Annotated in this window: 16 protein-coding genes; 10 read left to right on the top strand and 6 right to left on the bottom strand. The window is 68.2% G+C overall.

Going from position 1 to position 18,570, the window contains the following annotated elements; translation table 11 throughout:
• Window positions 1–61 precede the first annotated feature (61 nt).
• The 4 genes from dqs_RS11900 (at window position 62) to dctP (ending at window position 3,433) form a co-directional block, all read left to right on the top strand.
• Entirely contained in the window at window positions 62–448 is a 387-nt protein-coding gene (locus tag dqs_RS11900) for a DUF2237 family protein (RefSeq protein WP_011766018.1), read from the top strand.
• A gap of 139 nt (window positions 449–587) precedes the next feature.
• Window positions 588–1,106, top strand: coding sequence for a TRAP transporter small permease (locus dqs_RS11895; protein ID WP_065340593.1), 519 nt, complete (start codon window positions 588–590; stop codon window positions 1,104–1,106).
• Window position 1,107: 1 nt separating this feature from the next.
• Window positions 1,108–2,424 (top strand): TRAP transporter large permease, encoded by a 1,317-nt coding sequence (locus dqs_RS11890; protein ID WP_065340592.1) that lies wholly within the window; start codon window positions 1,108–1,110, stop codon window positions 2,422–2,424.
• Between the two features lie 37 nt (window positions 2,425–2,461).
• Window positions 2,462–3,433 carry a TRAP transporter substrate-binding protein DctP gene (gene dctP, locus dqs_RS11885; protein WP_011766015.1) on the top strand — a complete coding sequence of 324 codons (972 nt, stop codon included), beginning with the start codon at window positions 2,462–2,464 and terminating at the stop codon, window positions 3,431–3,433.
• Window positions 3,434–3,467: 34 nt separating this feature from the next.
• Here dctP and dqs_RS11880 read toward each other — a convergent pair whose 3' ends face one another.
• From dqs_RS11880 to dqs_RS11855, 6 genes are all read right to left on the bottom strand, one after another.
• Window positions 3,468–4,118: a DsbA family oxidoreductase gene (locus dqs_RS11880; RefSeq protein ID WP_065340591.1), complete on the bottom strand. Its 651-nt coding sequence runs from the start codon at window positions 4,116–4,118 to the stop codon at window positions 3,468–3,470.
• Window positions 4,119–4,192: 74 nt separating this feature from the next.
• The gene (locus tag dqs_RS11875; protein WP_065340590.1) at window positions 4,193–6,826 is read right to left on the bottom strand and encodes a chemotaxis protein CheW; all 2,634 of its coding nucleotides are present in this window, start codon (window positions 6,824–6,826) and stop codon (window positions 4,193–4,195) included.
• A gap of 148 nt (window positions 6,827–6,974) precedes the next feature.
• Window positions 6,975–7,511 (bottom strand): flavodoxin, encoded by a 537-nt coding sequence (locus dqs_RS11870; RefSeq protein ID WP_065340589.1) that lies wholly within the window; start codon window positions 7,509–7,511, stop codon window positions 6,975–6,977.
• Window positions 7,512–7,605: 94 nt separating this feature from the next.
• Window positions 7,606–7,932 carry a hypothetical protein gene (locus dqs_RS11865; protein ID WP_065340588.1) on the bottom strand — a complete coding sequence of 109 codons (327 nt, stop codon included), beginning with the start codon at window positions 7,930–7,932 and terminating at the stop codon, window positions 7,606–7,608.
• A 7-nt stretch (window positions 7,933–7,939) separates the two neighbouring features.
• Window positions 7,940–8,779 (bottom strand): ankyrin repeat domain-containing protein, encoded by an 840-nt coding sequence (locus dqs_RS11860; RefSeq protein WP_011766010.1) that lies wholly within the window; start codon window positions 8,777–8,779, stop codon window positions 7,940–7,942.
• A gap of 42 nt (window positions 8,780–8,821) precedes the next feature.
• Window positions 8,822–10,576, bottom strand: coding sequence for a nitroreductase family protein (locus dqs_RS11855; RefSeq protein ID WP_065340587.1), 1,755 nt, complete (start codon window positions 10,574–10,576; stop codon window positions 8,822–8,824).
• A gap of 577 nt (window positions 10,577–11,153) precedes the next feature.
• On the opposite strand from dqs_RS11855, the gene dqs_RS11850 reads away from it, so the two are divergent.
• From dqs_RS11850 to dqs_RS11825, 6 genes are all read left to right on the top strand, one after another.
• Window positions 11,154–12,362 (top strand): cation:proton antiporter, encoded by a 1,209-nt coding sequence (locus dqs_RS11850; RefSeq protein ID WP_065340586.1) that lies wholly within the window; start codon window positions 11,154–11,156, stop codon window positions 12,360–12,362.
• The gene (locus tag dqs_RS11845) at window positions 12,359–13,486 is read left to right on the top strand and encodes a YbdK family carboxylate-amine ligase (protein ID WP_065340585.1); all 1,128 of its coding nucleotides are present in this window, start codon (window positions 12,359–12,361) and stop codon (window positions 13,484–13,486) included. The genes dqs_RS11850 and dqs_RS11845 overlap by 4 nt, the downstream gene beginning before the upstream one ends.
• Window positions 13,483–14,271 carry a gamma-glutamyl-gamma-aminobutyrate hydrolase family protein gene (locus dqs_RS11840; RefSeq protein WP_011766006.1) on the top strand — a complete coding sequence of 263 codons (789 nt, stop codon included), beginning with the start codon at window positions 13,483–13,485 and terminating at the stop codon, window positions 14,269–14,271. Before dqs_RS11845 ends, dqs_RS11840 begins: the two co-directional genes overlap by 4 nt.
• 136 nt (window positions 14,272–14,407) lie before the next feature.
• A complete protein-coding gene (locus dqs_RS11835; protein ID WP_011766005.1) occupies window positions 14,408–15,418 on the top strand; it encodes a sulfate ABC transporter substrate-binding protein in 1,011 nt (336 codons plus the stop codon).
• Between the two features lie 163 nt (window positions 15,419–15,581).
• Window positions 15,582–16,523 (top strand): alpha/beta hydrolase, encoded by a 942-nt coding sequence (locus dqs_RS11830; protein ID WP_179947987.1) that lies wholly within the window; start codon window positions 15,582–15,584, stop codon window positions 16,521–16,523.
• A gap of 116 nt (window positions 16,524–16,639) precedes the next feature.
• Window positions 16,640–18,556, top strand: a complete 1,917-nt coding sequence (locus dqs_RS11825) for a potassium transporter Kup (protein ID WP_065340584.1) — start codon at window positions 16,640–16,642, stop codon at window positions 18,554–18,556.
• Window positions 18,557–18,570 lie beyond the last annotated feature (14 nt).

Raw genomic sequence — 18,570 nt, 5'->3', positions numbered from 1 at the left:
GCTTGCCCGGAGTGGGGCATTTGCGCTCTACTGGGGGCGTACCACCTCAGGACATCCTGCCATGGCTTCTTCCCGTAACGTGCTCGGCGGCGAGCTGCTGGCGTGCAGCTACGCCCCGCTGACCGGCTACTACCGCACCGGCTGCTGCGAGGCCGGCGCCGAAGACCGCGGCCGCCATCTGGTGTGCGTCCGCGTCACCGAGGAGTTTCTGCAATTCTCGCGGCGGGCCGGCAACGACCTGTCCACGCCGCGCCCCGAATACCGCTTTGCCGGCCTTAAGCCGGGCGACCGCTGGTGCCTGTGCGCGCTGCGCTGGGTGGAGGCGCTGCAGGCGGGTTTTGCGCCGCCCGTGGTGCTGGAAGCGACTCACGAGGCGGCGCTCAGCATCGTCGATCTCGGCACCTTGAAGGCACATGCCCACGGAACCAAAACGGGGCCGGCGGGCTGAAGTCCGCACCGCCGCTGTGCGCAAGACCCTGCCGGCGAAAAGGTGAAATTTCCCGCCGAAACAAAAAACTAGCAAACGCGTGGACACGAAAATTTACCCCTGATATGTTTAATCATGAATTAAACGCAGGGGTGATGAAATGGCCGCTCAATCCGCGCCGGCAGCCGCTGGCGCCCCCGCAGGCAAACTCTACGACGGACTGATGCGCGCCTGTGGCGTCACCGCCGCGGCGCTGTTCGGTGGTATGGCGCTGCTGGTGTGCGCCGATGTCTTCATGCGCAACGTCGGGCTCGGCACGCTGGCGTGGAGCGTGGAGGTGACCGAGTACATGCTGATGGTCGCCACCTTCGTCGCCGCCCCTTGGCTGCTCTACGCCGGCGATCACATCCGCGTCGACCTGATCGTGCGTGGCCTGCCGCCCGCGGCTCGCTGGCTGTGCGAGGTCGTCACCGACCTTGCCGGGCTGGCGATCAGCGTGGTGCTGGGCTGGCAGTGCTGGACCATCACCCGCGACGCGGCCGAGCAGGGCAGTGTGGTGTTCAAGGTGCTGGTCTTCCCCGAATGGTGGCTCAACCTGCCGATGGCTTTCGCCTGCGCGATGCTGGCGGTGGAGTTCGCCCGCCGCCTGCGCGCGGCCTTCGTGCGCGGAGGACGCTGAGATGGAATGGCAATCCGCGCTGGTATTGATGCTGGGCTGCCTGTTCGCGCTGATGCTGCTGGGGCTGCCGGTCGCCTTCGCCTTTCTCGGGGTGAATCTGCTGGGCGCCTGGATCTTCCTCGGCGGTGAAGCGGGGCTGGGGCAGCTCGTGCGCAACTCGGTGGGCGCGGTCAGCAGCTTTTCGCTGACACCGATTCCCTTGTTCGTGCTGATGGGCGAGGTGCTGTTCCACACCGGGCTTGCGTTCAAGGCAATCGAGGCGATCGAACGCCTGATCGCACGCGTCCCGGGGCGGCTGTCCGTGGTGTCGGTGCTCGGCGGCACGGTGTTCGCCACGCTGTCGGGTTCCACCATCGCCAACACCGCGATGATGGGCGGCACGCTGCTGCCGGAGATGCTGCGCCGCGGCTACCACCCCACCTTGTCGATCGGGCCGATCATGGCGGTGGGCGGCATCGCGATGCTGATCCCGCCCTCGGCGCTGGCGGTGATGCTGGGCAGCCTGGGGGGCATCTCGATCTCACAGTTGCTGATCGGCGGCATCCTGCCCGGATTGGTGATGTCGGTCGGCTTCCTGGCCTATATCGTGCTGCGCTGCAAGGCCGACCCCTCGCTCGCGCCGGCTGACGACAACGTGGTCGAGGTACATGGCTGGGCGCGCTGGCAGCCCTTCGTGCGCGACGTGGTGCCGCTGTTCGCAATCTTCGTCGCGGTGGTCGGCAGCATGCTGGCCGGCTGGGCCTCGCCGACCGAATCGGCCGCGATCGGTGCGCTGGCCTCGGTGGTGGCGACCATGGCCTACCGCGCGCTGACGCTGCAAGCGCTCTACAAGGCGCTGATGGAGACCGCGCGGGTGTCGGTCATCATCCTGTTCGTGATGGTCGCCTCCACCACCTTCTCGCAGCTGCTGAGTTTTTCCGGTGCCACCAGCGGCTTGCTCGGCCTGATCAACGGCCTGGAGCTATCGCCGCTGATGCTGGTGATCGGCATGCTGTTCCTGCTGCTGTTGCTCGGCTGCGTCATCGACCAGGTCAGCATGATGATGATCACGCTGCCCTTCTTCATGCCGCTGGCGCACGCGGCCGGCATCGACACGGTGTGGCTGGGCGTGATGATGCTGATCGCGATCGAGCTGGGTCTGCTGACGCCGCCTTTCGGTCTGTTGCTGATGGTGATGCAGAGCGTCGCACCGCCGCATATCCGTCTGCCGCAGATCTACCGCTCCGCGGTGCCCTTTGTCGCCATCGAACTCGTCGTGCTCGGCCTCATCGTGGCCGTGCCCGCACTGGCGCTGGGCTTGCCCCGGCTGATGAGCTGAGCGTCCTTTACCGAATCGTCTTCCCACGGAGAGCACCATGCACAAGACCACCCGTACCCTTGCCGCCACCTTCGTACTCGCGCTCTCGGCCGGCGCCGCCCACGGCGCGGAAATCACCCTGAGGGCGGTCACCGCCTTCGGCCAGGACACCTTCTTCTCGCAGCGCTTCAAGGCCTTCGTCGACAAGGTCAACGCCGAGGGCAAGGGCATCATGAAGATCCAGGTCGTCGGCGGACCGGAATCCATGCCGCCGTTCGAGGTGGGCAACGCGCTGCGCGCCGGCGTGGTCGACTTCGCCAACAGCACCGGCGTGTTCCACGCCAACCTGGTGCCCGAGGCGCTGGCGATGACGCTGGCGGAAAAGCCGATGGCGGAGCTGCGCGCCAACGGCGGCTACGCGCTGCTGGACCAGATCCACCGCGAGAAGGGCAACATGGTGTGGCTGGCGCGGGTGTCGGACGGCCTGCAGTACCACATCTATTCCAACAAGAAGGTGAGCAGCAGCGACTTCAGCGGTTTCAAGCTGCGCAGCGTGCCGGTGTACCGCGCCTTCTTCCAGTCGATCGGCGCTTCGCCGCTGCAGGTGCCGCCGGGCGAAGTGTTCACCGCGCTAGAACGCGGCGTGGTCGATGGCTACGGCTGGCCTTCGATCGGGGTGTTCGACCTCGGCTGGCAGGAAAAGACCAAGTACCGCGTCGAGCCCGGCTTCTACAACGTGGAAGTCAGCTTCTTCATGAACCAGAACACCTGGAAGAAGCTGGACCCGGCCCAGCGCGCCTTCCTCGAGAAGCAGATCGCCTGGGTGGAAGCGCAGAACGCGGGCGACCTGAAGAAAGCGGAGGAAGAGAAGGCGCGCCAGGCCAAGGCCGGCATCGAAGCGGTGGCGCTGCCTGCCGACCAAGTCAATCTGTTCGTCGCGCGCGCCTATGAGGCCGGTTGGAAGGGCGTCGAGCAGGCCAGCCCGCAGAATGCGGCCAAGCTGAAGCCGCTGTTCAGCAACGGTCGCTGAGCGGGGGGGCTGGCGGGCATTGCGCCCGCCGCGCTTATTCCAGCGCCTGCAGCATGGCGGCGCCGAGCGCGCCGGCCGATTGGGCGCCCGACACCGCGATCTTGCGGTTGAAGATGAAGAAAGGCACGGCGCTGATGCCTTGCTGCTGCACCTGTCCCGCCATGCGCCGCACGGTATCGGCGTCCGCGTCGCTCTTCAGGTAGTTGCGGAAGGCGTCGGCCTTGCCGCCGTCCGGCGAGGCCAGTTCCACCAGCGTGTCGATGTCGCCGATGTCGCGGCCCTGCTGGAAGTGGGCCACGAAAAGGTCGTTGGCGAGGCGCGCCACCTTGTCGGCGGCGGCGCCGCTGGCCTGGGCGCGGTAGATCAGGCGGTGGGCCGGCAGGGTGTTCGGCCGGGTGCGGATGCGGTCGAACGCAAAGCTCACGTCCGGCGCGCCGGCTTCAGCCACTTTGGCCCACACCGCATCCACCGCCGCGGGACCGCCGAACTTGGCCTCGAGGAAGGCGCGGTAGGGCTCGCCTTCGGCCGGGGTGTCGGGGTTGAGGAAGAAGGGCAGCCAGTTGATGTGGGTCTCGACCTCCGGGCGGGCAGCGCGCAAGTCGGCCAGCGCGCGCTCCAGCCGGGTCTTGCCGATGAAGCACCACGGGCAGACGAAATCGGAAACCAGGTCGATGTTGAGCAGCATGCGGGCAGGGGCGCGGGGCGCGGCGAAAGTGGCAGGGCCGCCACGCTAGCACATCCGCCGCCGCCTGCCGTGTTTCAGCGCGCGGCGATGCGGCGGCCGTCGGCGGCCAGCGTGAGCGCGGCGGCGCGACCCGGTTCGGCCGCGTGCAGAAGCCGCTCGCGGATGCGGGGCACCGACAGGATGACGAGAATGCCGTCGCGGCCCTGCGCCGGATCCGGGCGCACCACGCTCTCCGCCATCACGCCATGGCCCGGGAACAGGTTGGCGATCGGGTCGAGTTGGTTCAGCGGAATTTCCGGGGTCTCGGCGAGTGCGTGGGTCAGGATGCCGAACACGCTGTCGTCGGGCGCGCGCACGATGACGATCTGGCGGTAGCTGGCAGCGTCGATCGGACGGGCGGCGCGCAGATCGTGCGCGAGATCGAAAACCGGCACCGGCGAACCGTGGAACATCATCACGCCGCGCACGTGGCCCGGCATGCCGGGCACGCCGGTGATGCTTTCGATGCCGACCGCTTCCACTACGTCGCGGCAGGCAATGCCGAACCACTCGTCGCCGATGTAGAACGTGGCCACTTCCAGCGCCTGCACCGCGTCGTCCGCGTGATGGCGGTGGGCGGTGCGGATGCGGTCGGCGAACGCGGCGGGGGCGATGTCCACGCGCGCCTCTGCGCCCAAGGGCACGAACACCAGCGCGGCCACCGGGTTGCGATACGGGTCGTCCGGGCCCTTGTATTCACGGTAGCCGGAGGACATGCGCGCGCCCACCGCGTGGTAGCTGCCGTCGCGCACCACGATGCTGGAGTGCGCCGCGCCCGGTTCCAGCGCCAGCAGCGCGTCGTCCACGCCGATGGCGCTGCCTACCGCGATGTCGGCCCGGCTGCTGGCGATCACCGTGCCCTTGCGGTCGGCGAACACCGCGAACGGGGCCGCGGCGCCGGGCTCGTCGTGGGCGACGGCATCGCCGAGCATGGCGCGGAACTGCGGCTCGGCGTCGAACACGATCGCAATGCCGCCGACCACGCAGCCTTCGCCCGGGGCGGCGATCGGGGCGGCGTAGATGTAGGTGGGGCGGCCGTCGTAGAGCGGGCTGGGTTCGAACGGCGACACGACGTAGTGGCGCGGGTCTTCCACCCCCAGTGTGCGCCGCGCCCAGTCCTCGCCGAGGGTGCGGCCGAGCAGGTGGCCGTGGGCCGGCGCGGAAACCGCCACCACGCGGGCGCGGCGATCGAACACCACGAGCTTGTCATAGACCGTGTACAGGGCGTTGATCTGGGCGAGGCTCTCGCTCATCCGCGCAAGCTCGTGCGCGGCCGGCGCCTCCTGCGCCAGCCCTTCGCGGAACACCGGGTTCAGCGCCCACCAGCGGCAGTCGTTGGCGCGCTCGTAGAGGTTGCGGTCCATGATGTCGATCGCGAGCGCGGCCTGGAATTCGCAGTCGCCGAGGATGGACGACACGACCGTCTCATGGAGCTGGCCGATCGAACGCGCGAATACGTCCCGGGTCTGCACGCCGGTGTTGGCGATTTCGCCCAGCAGCACCTTGGAGAAGGTGCCATTGAGCGTGCTGCCGCCTTTGCTCTGGCGCACCGCGCCGTTCCATACGGAGCGGTTCAGTTCGCGCTGGATGCGGTCGGCGTGTTCCGGGATGCGCTGCAGCGCGGCCGAAAACAGCGTGGGGCTGCGCATCACGCCTTCCAGCGTCGCGGCCGGCAGGCCGCCGAGGCGGTCGTTGCCGTCGCGGTCGAAGGCGTGCTCGATCGGCACCATCACGTGGCCCAGCCAGCCTGGGCCCATGTAGCCCTGGTAGCCGCGCGTGGCGGTGGAGACGGCGAGGTATTCGCGCCCGCCGAGGCGGACGATGCGGCAGTCGGCGTCGAGCACCGTGTCGGCGCGCGCGCCGACCGGTAGCTGCTGGGGGTCGGAGCTGGCGATGCACCTGCCCTGGGCGTCCAGCAGGCTGACGAGATACCAGTCGTCCGCGCGCAGCAGGTGGGCGAAGATGCCGGCGGTTTCGTCCTCGAAGCGGAAGCACAGGCACAGCACGCCCAGCGGGGCGCCGCCGTCGCCATCCTCGATGCGGTAGGCGTAAGTCAGCGCCGGGCTGGAGCCGGGCTGGAGGTCGGTGACACGGAAGTGCTCCACATAGGGCGCCGTGGTGCGCAGCGCCTCATCGACCAGCGGGTCGCGGCTGTGGGTTTGCTGTTGCCCCTGGTCCAGCCGCGCGAGGATGCGGCCATCCGGCGCGAGCAGCACGATGTCGTGATAGACGGAGTACTTTTCGACGTAGGCGCGAAAGCGCGCGACGATGGCGTTGCGCGCCGCGTCGTCGGCGCTGCCGGCCAGCGCGGCGCGCGCGAAACGGCGCAGTTCCTCGTCGATGGCGAGAAAGCCGATGTCCGCGGTCCGTTCGAACAGGTTGCGCACGAGGATGTCGACCGCCACCTGGGCGCGCGACTTCATCTCCAGCACCACCTTGCGCCGGGTTTCCATGCCGAGGTTGTCGAGCAGCGTCGCGGTCAGGTCGGAGAACGCCTGCCGGGTGCTGTTCATGTCGGTGGCGATGCCCGAGAGCTGCCCGAGCAAGGCCAGGTTGTCCCACACCGCCTGCAGCCGCTGCAGCATCTCGCGATATTCCTCCACGTGCGCCATGTGGCGGATCAGCGGACGCAGCCGCGGCTCGATCTCGATGCCCTTGTAGGTGGTCATGCGGCATTCGCTCCAGTGCGGGAGGGGCGGTACACGATGCGGCGGGAAGGATCAGGATACAGCGAAAGCGGTAATGCGAAAGAGATAGCTGGTGCGGAGATTGCCGGGTCCGGCGGAATGCCCGCCGGACCCCCGGAACCCTTCGCGCTCAGGCGCCGAGCAGTGCCGGCTTGACCTGCTCAAGCCAGGTGTCGACGCGCTCGTCGGTGAGGCCGGCCTGGTTGTCGTTGTCCAGCGCAAGGCCGCAGAACTGGCCGTCGATGACCGCCTGCGAGCTCTTGAAACTGTAGCCCTCGGTCGGCCACGGCCCCACCACGGTGGCGCCGCAGGTGGTGACCGCGTCGTAGAGCAGGCCGATCGCGTCGCAGAACTCGTTGGCGTACTTGTCCTGGTCGCCCAGGCCGTAGATCGCCACCACCTTGCCGCTCATGTCGGCGCCGTCGAGCTGGGGCAGGAATTCGGCCCAGCTCTCGTTCTGCGCGCCCGATTCCAGCCCCGGCAACTGACCGTCGCCCAGCGTCGGGCTGCCGATGATCAGGGCGTCGTAGGCGAGGAAGTCCTCGACCGTGGCCTTGTTGACGTTGACCGGGTCCGCCACCACTTCGCCGAGCTTCTTGGCGATGTACTTGGCGACCTTGCGCGTGCGGCCGGTGTCGCTGCCGAAGAAAATGCCGATTTTTGCCATGGTGTGCTCCGAACGTTTTCAGGGAAAGACTGGGTCCGCTACACGTTGGCCGTCGCGGCGCGTGTGCGGACCGGTGTACAGGGCGGGTGGCGCTTCATGCGTACCCCGGCAGGTTGAAGTGGGTGCGGAGAACGCGCAGCAACTGGTCCAGGGAGAGGTCTTCCTGGTACAGCGGCACGTTGGCGGTCGCGACGTCGGCAATTTCCGGGAAGTCGAGTTCGACGCCGTAGCGTCCCGGGGGCTGGCCGTAGATGAAGATGTAGGCGCCGAGCTTGGGCTCGCCCGGCTGATGGAGGCGCACCGCCTGCTCGTTGTCCTCCCAGCCTGTGCTGACGGCGAGGCGGCCGTCGTCGATCAGCTCGGCAAGGGCGTCGAGCACGGCGAGCAGCGAGCGGTACTTGGGCGGCTGTTGGGTGACCATGGGCGGCTCAGCGCAGGGTGTGGCGCAGCAGCTTGAGGCAGTCGCGCGTGGCGGCCAGGTCCACCGCGCGGGCGTCGTCGAAGTTGGGAATCTGCGGGTCGGCCCCGCATTCGAGCAGCAGCGCCACCATGTCGGCCTTGCCGGCGGACGCGGTGTACATCAGCGCGGTGGCGCCCATGTCGTTGCGGTTGTCGACGTCGATGCCGGCCGCCACCAGCCGGCGCACGACCTCGGCGTTGCTGGATACGCAGGCCAGCCACAGCGCGTTGTTGCCGTCCATGTTGCGGCGCGCGATCGAGACGCCCACCGCAAGCAGTTCGGCGACGATGTCGGCGCGGCCTTCGAGCGAGGCCCGCATCAGCGGGGTCAGCCCGTGCGCACGGGTGGCATCGAGGTCATCGGGGTCGAAGCCGTAGGCAGCGAGGAATTCGAGCAGGGTCGGGCTGAGGCTGGCGGTGCGCGTCGTGCTGCCGCTGCGCGCGGCTTCCGCCTTGGCAAGTTCGGCCGCGAACACCTCGTAGCCGCCATCCACGCTGTAGACCTCGGGAAAGCGGAAGTCGGCGAACATCTGCGCGTAGGTCTGGCTGGCGTTGCCGTGGTAGCAATAGACCAGCACCGGCACGGTCTTGGGCAGGCGCCGTGCCACCGTCAGGAAGCCGGCTTCGGTGAGCGGTTCGGCGCCTTCGATGTGGGCAGCGGCGTAGCGCGCGGCGTCGCGCACGTCGAACACGGCAAGCGCCGGCAGCACGCCGTCGCGGTGGCGCAGCAGCATGTCGGCCGCGTCTGCCGCCGAGATGCGATGGCCGCTGCGGCTGGTCACGGGGGCGGGGGTGGCGGTCTGCGTCATGGCGGTCTCTCTGGTCGGGGGGCGTTGTTCTTTCCGCCGCGTTCAGCCGCGCTGCGGTTCGCGGGCGGGGTAGCCGGGGGTCGATTCGATGCGCGGGTCGTCCACCGCCTTGCCCACGGTGAAGTGGTAGAGCGTCTGGAAGGCTTCGCCGTCCAGCCCCAGCAACTCGTGCACCGGGTCGTCGAAGAAGCAGCCGATGCCGGTGCCGCGCAGGCCGAGGTTTTCGGCCTGCAGGTAGAGCACCTGACCCAGCAGGCCGGCTTCGCGGAAGAGGTCGCGATAGGCGGCGGCGTCTTCGGCCACCACGGCATCAAACGGCGCCAGCATGCCGAGCGCGAAGCAGGCGTTGGCGGCGATGTCCTGATGGCAGTGGAGGCTGCGTGCGAGGCGGTGCAGTTGCACGGTTTCGAACTGCTGCAGGAAGCGCAGATCGAGGTCGTCGCCCAGGCCCTCGACGCGTTGCGGCGAGAACGGCTGCTGCAGCCGGGCAAGCAGCGGGGCGGCGGCCCCGCCGTCGCGGCTGAAGACGTAGAGGCCGGGTTCCAGGCCCTCGACGCGGTGGATGAACAGCACCAGCGTGATCCGCGCAGGGTCGCCGAGCGCGTCCCACGGCAGTCCCGCGTGCGGCTTGAGCGCGCGCAGCAGGTCGGCGAAGGCCGAGCGCGGCATCACGTATTCGGGCGTGAAGCGTTGCGCGCTGCGCCGCTGCAGCAGCAACTCGGCGCTCGGGTGGGCGGTGCCGGTGTCGGCAGCCGTCTTGCGCGTGGCCGGCAACGTGCAGGGCACCGACAGCGTGCGGCGCGGCGCATCGTCGTCCGCACGGCGGGTGGCGACGGCCACCTCGCCGATGATGGGCCAGCGGAACATCGGCCGCGGATCGAGCACGGTGGCCTGGCCGTACCATTCCGCCGCCGCGGCGGCGGCACGGAGCGCCGATGGCGTAGGGGCAGCCTCGTCGGCGAGGTCGTCCAGTTCGATGGTGAACAGGATCTCGGCTTCCTCCCGCTCGCTTTCCGGGAACCGGTGGGTAGGGAAATCCGGGTCGCGGTCCAGCCCCAGCCGCGCGGCCAGCGTCGCGGTGCCCACCTGGCGCTGTTCGGCCAGTCGCCAGCCGAGCAGCGCGCAGGCGTAGCGCAGCGCACCGACCGCATGGCCGACGTCGAGCTGGCAATAGCGGAATGCGCGTTCGCCGTACTTCCACGCTTCGCGCCACATCGCGCTCGACAGCGCGATCTGCAGCCGGGGACTGCCGGCCGGGGCGTCGAGATCGCGCGCGCGGCATTCCAGGGCGTGGTCCTCCGGACGGTAGTGGTGAACGCCGTCGGCCAGGCCGGCCACGCCGCGCGCGATCACCCAGGCTTCGACCGGATGCAGGTTGCCGCTGGACGGGTTGGCACGCACCGCCCAGCGGTCGGGCCCGAGCGATTTCCAGCCGGTGAGGCCGAGCGAGAGCTGCAGCAGCGCACCGATCGCGGCGAGCGTGGCGGGTTGGGCAGGGGCAGGGGCCGGCAGCGCGCCGAACGGGATCGCCATCGCCTGGGCGAGCGGCGAGGCGGGGTCCAGCTCGTCGATCAGCGGCAGGACGACCGCGGAGGCGCCAGGGTACTGGCGGAAGGCGGCCGGCTGGGCGTCCCAGTCGAGCACGCCGGGGCCCATCGCATAGGCCTGGAAACGGTGTTTGGTGTTGCGGTGGTACAGCCGCACCACAAGCGCGGGTGACAGCGCGATGCCGGCCGCCTGGGCGGGCGCGGCGGGCGGGATGACGGGGGCGGGTGAATGAGGGCTGGCGATGTTCATGCCTTCGCCCGTTGCAAATCTGATACCAGCTTTGAACGCGGTGCGAAAACCCCGTACTGGCGCGGGTTTCAGCCCCGCAGGCGAGGGAGTGTCGGATGCATTGCGACGACCGGGGCGGGCTTGTCGAATTTGCGACAGCGCGGCGCGGGTGTGCTGCCGATCAACCCGCTGGCCTGCGCCGCGTCCCTCCTCGCGGCGGTCCCGCAGGGTGGCGGCGGCTGTCGGCCAGAAGGGTAGCGGCGCGCCGCGGTTGAGAAGAATCCGCTTGGCGATGGTCCAACGCGCAAGCCGTGCGGCGCGCGGAGCGCGGAGCGCGAATGAGGCGAGGGAGCGCGCGGTCCGGCGTTCCCGCTGGCGCCGCCAGGGCGCCCCGGCCGGCGGCCCACGCGGTGGATGCGTCGCGCTGTATTACTTTTTGCCAGCAGCCGCCCTGTTCTACCTTGGATCTACGGCCAGGGTGCTGCGGCGCATGACGGGGTAAATACGCAGGGCATGAAATATTTGCCCAAACTATAATCGGCGGCCCCGGACCTGGCGCCCGGCGCCTGCGTCCTCCCATTTTGCGAGGAGAGCTGCAATGAATCTGCCGCTCTGGCCGTCGTGGCCACCGCATTTCGATGCCCTGTTGTTCTTTGCCGTCGCGCTGCTCGCCACCGCGCTCGGCGGCGAGGTGCTCGGGCGCCTGCTGCGCCTGCCGCGGGTGACGGGCTACACCCTGTGCGGGCTGGTGCTCGGCCCCTTGCTGCTGGGCGGTCTGGACAGCAGCGCGCTCGCGGTGCGGCGCGGCGTGCTCGACCTGGCACTGGCGCTGCTGCTGTTCGAACTCGGCGTTCGCCTCGACGTGCGCTGGTTTCGCGCCAACCCCTGGATGCTCGTCTCCAGTCTTGCCGAGGCGGGGCTCACTTTCCTGTTGTGCGCGGGTGCGCTGCGCCTGATCGGCGTTGACCGCGGCATCGCCTTGGCGGTGGCGGCGATCGCGGTGGGCACCGCGCCGGCGGTCGTCATGCGTGTGACAGCCGAACTGCGTGCCGGCGGCCAGGTTACCGAGCGTGTGCTAGCGCTGTGCGCGCTCAACGTCGGTTATTCGGTCGTGCTGTTCAAGCTGATGCTGGGCGGGCTGCACGGCGGCGACCCGGCCGGCGGCTGGGTGGCGGTGCTGCATCCGCTCTATCTGATGGCTGGCTCCCTGCTGGTGGGCACGCTGCTGGCGGTGGGCTTCATCGGGCTGCGCCGGGTGGTCGATCCCGGCACCGAGCAGGGCGTGGTGGCGATCTTCGGCCTGCTGCTGGCGGCGCTGGCCGTGCTTGCCGCGCTGCGCTTGCCGGCGCTGCTGGCACCGCTGGTGGCGGGTATGGCGGTCAAGTGGTACGACCCGCGCCCGCATCGCTGGCCGCAGCATTTCGGCACCGCCGGCGGGGTCATGGTGATTGCGCTGTTCATGCTCAGCGGCGCAACCGTGAGTGCCGGGCCGCTGGTGGCCGGCGTGGCTGCGGGCATCGTCGCCATCGTTGCGCGCGCGGTGGCCAAGCTGGCCGGCGTGATGGCCTTCGGGCCGGCCAGCGGGCTGGGCTGGCGCAAGAGCTTCGCCCTGGGCGTGGCCTTGATGCCGCTGTCGGCGGTGGCGCTGTTGCTGGTGGAGGACGTGCGCACGCTGTATCCCGCCTTCGCCGCGGAACTGGCCCCCATCGTGCTGTGCATGGTGGCGCTGCTCGGCGTGTTCGGGCCGATCGCCACCCAGCGCGCGCTGATCCATGCGCGCGAGAACCGTAGCGGAGCCGAGCAATGAGCCTCGAAGCCTTTTCGCCGTCGCGCGCACTGTCGATCGGTGTGGAACTCGAACTGCAACTGGTCGGCACCCACGACTATGACCTGGTCGGCGCCGCCGACGACATGCTGCGGCTGACCGCGGGGCTGGACCTGCCCGGCGACATCAAGCCCGAGATGACCGATTCGATGATCGAAATCTCGACCGGCGTGTGCGACAACCACGCCATGGTGTTGACGCAGCTGGACGGGCTGCGTGCCGCGCTGGTGGATATCGCCCGCCGGCTCAACGTCGGCATCTGCGGCGGTGGCACCCACGGCTTTCAGGATTGGGGCGAACGCCGCATCTTCGACAACCCGCGTTTTCATTACCTGCACGAACTCTACGGCTACCTCGCCAAGCAGTTCACCGTGTTCGGCCAGCATGTGCACATCGGCTGCCCGGGGCCGGACGCGGCGCTCTATCTGGTGCACGGCCTGTCGCGCTACATCCCGCACCTGATCGCGCTGTCAGCCTCGTCGCCTTTCCTGCAGGGGCAGGACACCGGCTTCCAGTCCTCGCGCCTCAATGCGGTATTCGCCTTCCCGCTGTCGGGCCGCGCGCCCTTCGCGCTCAGCTGGAGCGACTTCGGCGCCTACTTCGACAAGATGAGCGCCACCGGCGTCGTCAGCAGCATGAAGGACTTCTACTGGGACATCCGCCCCAAGCCGGAGTACGGCACGGTGGAAGTGCGGGTGATGGACACCCCGCTGACGGTCGAACGCGCGGCCGCGCTGGCAGCCTACATCCAGGCCTTGGCGCGCTACCTGATGGTGGAGCGGCCGATCCAGCCGCGCGAGGATGATTACCTCGTCTATACCTTCAACCGCTTCCAGGCCTGCCGCTTCGGCTATGCCGGCACCTATGTCGATCCGGAGAACCACACCCACTGCTCGATTGCCGAAGCGCTGGAAGAGAGCTTCACGCGCATCGAGCAGCATGCGATCGAACTCGGGGCGGAAGCGGCAATCGGGCGCCTGCGCGCGGATGTCGCGAGCGGGCGCAATGACGCCTGGTGGTTGCGCGGGCAGCTGGGCCCGCAGGTAACGCTGCCGGAGGTGGTGATGGCGCAGTGCCGGCGCTGGATGAACGGGGAGGGCATGTGAGTGGGGGACCACTGCGGATAGGACTCTCGGCCCGGCTGCTGCACAAGCCGCCGCCCGAACTCGGCTTTCCCGGCAAGAGCCTGCAATATCTCGAGCAGTCGATGGCGCACTGGATCATGGCGCACGGTGCGCTTGCCTTCATGGTCCCCACCATCGGCGAGCATCTCGGCCTGCGTCGTGCGCAGATTTCGGTGCACGATTACGTCGCGGCGCTGGACGGGCTGGTGCTGCAGGGCGGCGCCGACGTCAGCCCCACCACCTACCACGAAACCCCGCTGCGCCCCGAATGGGCCGGCGACCGGGTGCGCGATCTGTACGAGATCGAGCTGCTGTGGGAATTCGTCATCCAGGGCAAGCCCGTGCTCGGCGTCTGCCGCGGCGCGCAACTCATCAACGTGGCCTGCGGCGGCACGCTGTGGCAGGACATCACCGAATACGTGCCGGGCGCCGGCACGCACCGCAACGACGATCTCTACGACAGCCACTATCACGACATCGAACTCCAGCCCGGCAGCCGCCTCGCGGAGCTGTACGGCAAGGTGCCGGGCGGGCGGGTGAACAGCATCCACCATCAGGCGGTCCGCAAGCTCGGGTCCGACCTGTGCATCGAAGCGCTGTCCGTCGGCGACGGCGTGATCGAGGCCATCCGCTGGAACGGCAGCAGCTACATGTTCGGCTGCCAGTGGCACCCCGAATTCCACGGCGACGGCGAGTTGCTGGAGGGCGAGGTGATCCTGCGGGATTTTCTGGAGGCGGCGGCAGTCGCTCGCGACAAGAAGGTGTGAGGGCACCTGCGGACGGCTCCATGTGGGGGCTTGTATAGCGCACGATTCCAAATTTGGTTCGCAGTTTTTGTTATTTCTCGTTCTAAAGAGAGCTGTATGTAATGTCTCCACGTTATTAGTTAGCTGGAGGCCGCATATGAAATCCCCGTTTCGCCTGAAGTCCCTGGTCATCGCCGCTGCACTCGCCGTCGGCGTCACCGGCACCGCGCTGGCACAGACCACCTTGCTCAACGTGTCCTACGACCCCACGCGCGAGTTGTACAAGGACTTCAACGCCGCCTTCGCCAAGCACTGGGAGGCCAAAACGGGCGAGAAGCTGAGCGTCAAGCAATCGCATGGCGGTTCGGGCAAGCAGGCGCGCACCGTGATCGACGGGCTGGATGCCGACGTGGTGACGCTGGCGCTCGCTTACGACATCGACGCAATCGCCGAGAAAGGCAAGCTGTTGCCGGCCGACTGGCAGAAGCGCCTGCCGCACAACAGCACGCCCTACACCTCCACCATCGTGTTCCTGGTGCGCAAGGGCAACCCCAAGGGCATCAAGGACTGGGACGACCTGGTGAAACCCGGCGTGGCGGTGATCACGCCCAACCCCAAGACCTCCGGCGGCGCGCAGTGGAACTACCTGGCGGCGTGGGAGTTCGCCAAGCGCAAGTACGGCGGCGACGACAAGGCGCGCGACTTCGTGTCGCGGCTGTACAAGAACGTGCCGGTGCTGGATTCGGGCGCGCGCGGCTCCACCGTGACCTTCGTCGAGCGCGGCATGGGCGACGTACTGCTGGCGTGGGAGAACGAGGCGATCATGTCGATCAAGGAACTCGGGCCGGACAAGTTCGACATCGTCGTGCCGCCGCTGTCCATCCTGGCCGAACCCCCGGTGGCCGTGGTCGACAAGAACGTCGACAAGAAGGGCACGCGTAAGGTGGCGCAGGCGTACCTGGAATACCTCTACACCGAGGAGGGCCAGGAGATCGCGGCGCGCAACTACTACCGCGCCACCGACCCCAAGATCGCCGCCAAGTACGCCTCGCAGTTCCCCAAGGCCACGCTGTTTACGATCGACGAGGCGTTCGGGGGTTGGCAGAAGGCCGCCAAGACGCATTTCGCCGACGGCGGCGTGTTCGACCAGATCTTCACGGCGCGTTGATTCCATAAGCATTTTCCGGCCCCGCGCCGCGGTTTTCCGCGCCGTGGGGCCGTGCTGTCTTTTTTCGATGCAGTGCACCACGGGGAGGATGTCGTGATTAGAATCGCGGCATTCCGACAACCTGTGCCGCAGCGGCCAGCAAGAGCCGCGCGGTTTGCCCGACATGCCCCTGACTCCCCAGGCCCGGTCGTTGCTCGACATGGTGTATCGCGTGGGTGCCCCGCGATTCCATGAACTCTCCGTGGCGCAGGCGCGCCACTCCTTCCAGAAGCTGCAGTACGCCTTCCGTCCGGATGTTCCCGCGGTGGCCTCGGTGACCGAGGTGCCGATGGCCCGTGCCGACGGCTCGGCGCTGCTTGCCCGCTACTACCGCCCGCTGCAGGCGGGCCCGCACGAAGCCTTGCCCTTGCTGCTGTACTTCCACGGCGGTGGCTGGTGCGTGGGCGATGTCGAAAGCTACGACGTGCTGTGCCGCGAACTGGCAAACGCTGCGGGCTGCGCGGTGCTGTCGGTGGACTATCGCCTGGCGCCGGAGCACCCGTTTCCGGCCGCGGTGCACGATGCGCGTTTTGCGGTGGAGTGGGCGCGCGAGCAGGCCGGGCTGCTGGATATCGACCCCGCCCGCATCGCGCTGGCAGGCGACAGTGCCGGCGGCAACCTCTCCATCGTCACCGCGCTCGCGATGCGCGACGAAGGCGCTGTCCCCGCGCGCTGCCTTGCGCTGGTCTATCCCAGCACCGAGATCGCCAGCGGTCGGCCTTCGCGCGAGCGTTATGCCGAGGGCTATTTCCTCGATCGCGAAAGCCTGCAGTGGTTCTTCGAACGCTATCTGCCGGAAGGCGGCAGCGAAGACTGGCGGGCCTCGCCCATGCGCGCCGACTCGCTTGCCGGCCTGCCGCCGATGCTGCTGGTGAGCGCCGAGTGCGATCCGCTGGTGGACGATTGCACTGCCTTTGCGGCGCGCGTGCGCGCCGAGGGCGGTACGGTGGATGAGGTCTGCGTGCCGGGCATGGTCCACGGCTTCCTGACGCTCGGCAAGTACTTCCCGGAAGCCGGTCAGACAGTACGACTTTTGGCTGAGACCTTGAAAGCGCGTCTGGCATAGAATGCGCGGCCGTGCGAAAACGCATGGCGCACCAGCACGCTGTTGAGTGAAGCTGTCAGTATCCCGCAGCGGGACCCGGCATTTCTCGCCAGGTCTTTGATAATCAGGGGTTGTGGATGCAGGTTGAACACGAGGTTGCAACCGAAAGCGGGCAGGCTCCGGCCTCCTCCGGCCACCGCAAGGGCATCGCAGGTCTGGCCGTGGCCGCGATTGGTGTTGTCTATGGCGACATCGGCACCAGTCCACTCTATACGCTGAAAGAGGTATTCAACGGTCCCCACGCGGTGCCGGTGAACGAGGCCAACGTCTACGGCATCCTCTCGCTGGTGTTCTGGGCGCTGGTCACCGTGGTGTCGGCCAAGTACGTGGTCTTCATCACCCGCGCCGACAACCGCGGCGAGGGCGGCATCATGGCGCTTACCTCGCTCGCGTTGCGCGTCGTTCAGCCCGGCCGGCGCGCCTGGTGGCTGTCGGTGCTGGGGGTGTTCGGCGCCGCGCTGTTCTACGGCGACGGCATGATCACGCCGGCAATCTCGGTGCTCTCCGCGGTGGAAGGCCTGGAGGTGGCGACGCCGGCGTTCAAACCCTTCGTGATCCCGATCGCGCTCGTGGTGCTGGTGGGGCTGTTCGTGATGCAGCGCCGCGGCACAGGCAGCGTGGGGGCCATCTTCGGGCCGGTCATGGTGTGCTGGTTCCTGGTGCTGGCGGTGCTCGGCATCAACGGCATCACGCTGCACCCGGAGATCATCGGTGCGCTCGACCCGCGCTGGGCTGCGCGCTTCTTCATTGACCAGCCGCTGATCGGCTGGCTGGCGCTCGGCGCGGTGGTGCTGGCGATTACCGGGGGCGAGGCGCTGTACGCCGACATGGGCCACTTCGGCCGCCGCCCGATCAAGCTGGCGTGGTTCAGCCTGGTATTCCCGGCGCTCTATCTCAACTACCTCGGCCAGGGCGCGCTGATCCTCGATCACCCGGACAACGTCCGCAACCCGTTCTACATGCTGGTGCCGGACGCGCTGGTCTATCCGATGGTGGGGATGGCGACGCTGGCCACGATCATCGCCAGCCAGGCCGTGATTTCCGGCGCGTTCTCGCTCACCCGGCAGGCCATCCAGCTCGGCTACGCGCCGCGCATGCAGACGCTGCACACTTCCGAGCACGAGATCGGCCAGATCTACGTGCCGGGCGTGAACTGGATGCTGCTCGGCGCTGTGGTGGCGCTGGTGGTGGGCTTCCAGTCGTCCAGCGCGCTGGCGTCGGCCTACGGCATCGCCGTGACGCTGACGATGATGATCGACACCGTGCTTGCCTTCGTGGTGGTGCGCAGCCTGTGGAAGTGGGGACGGGCGAAGGCAGTGTTGTTCCTCGTCGTGTTCCTTGCAGTGGATATCGCGTTCTTCTCCGCGACCACGGTCAAGATCTTCGCGGGCGGCTGGTTCCCGCTGCTGATCGGTGCGGCGATCTTCACGTTGCTGCGCACCTGGAAGCGCGGCCGCAGCCTGCTCAACGAGCGCATCCGCAGCGACACGATGCCGCTCGACATCTTCATCCAGTCGATGTTCCAGAGCCCGCCGCCGCGCGTCGAAGGCACCGCGGTGTTCATGACGACCTGGCTGGACGGCGTGCCGCGCGCGTTGCTGCACAACCTGATCCACAACAAGGTGCTGCACGAGCGGGTGGTGCTGCTGCGGGTGGACACCGCGGACGTGCCGCACGTGCCGGAGGGCGAGCGGGTCGAGGTGGAGGAGATCGACTACGGCTTTTACCGCGTGCGGGTGCACTACGGCTTCAAGGACGATCCGGACATTCCCGCTGCGCTCGGGCTCTGTGCGCAGCGCGGCTTGCCGTTCGACATGATGGAGACCTCGTTCTTCCTCGGCCGCGAAACCCTGGTGTCGCGCGTGGGGTCCGGCATGCCGCAGTGGCGCGAGAAGCTCTTCATCCTGCTGTTCCGCAACGCGGGCAGCGCGGCGGACTACTTCTGCATTCCGCCCAACCGGGTGGTGGAACTCGGCACCCAGGTCGAGCTGTAGCGCAGGCGTCGGCC

Origin of the sequence: Azoarcus olearius (assembly GCF_001682385.1) — a bacterium.
In the GTDB taxonomy this organism is placed as follows: Bacteria; Pseudomonadota; Gammaproteobacteria; order Burkholderiales; family Rhodocyclaceae; genus Azoarcus; species Azoarcus olearius.
This window is presented reverse-complemented; position numbering and strand designations above follow the sequence as displayed.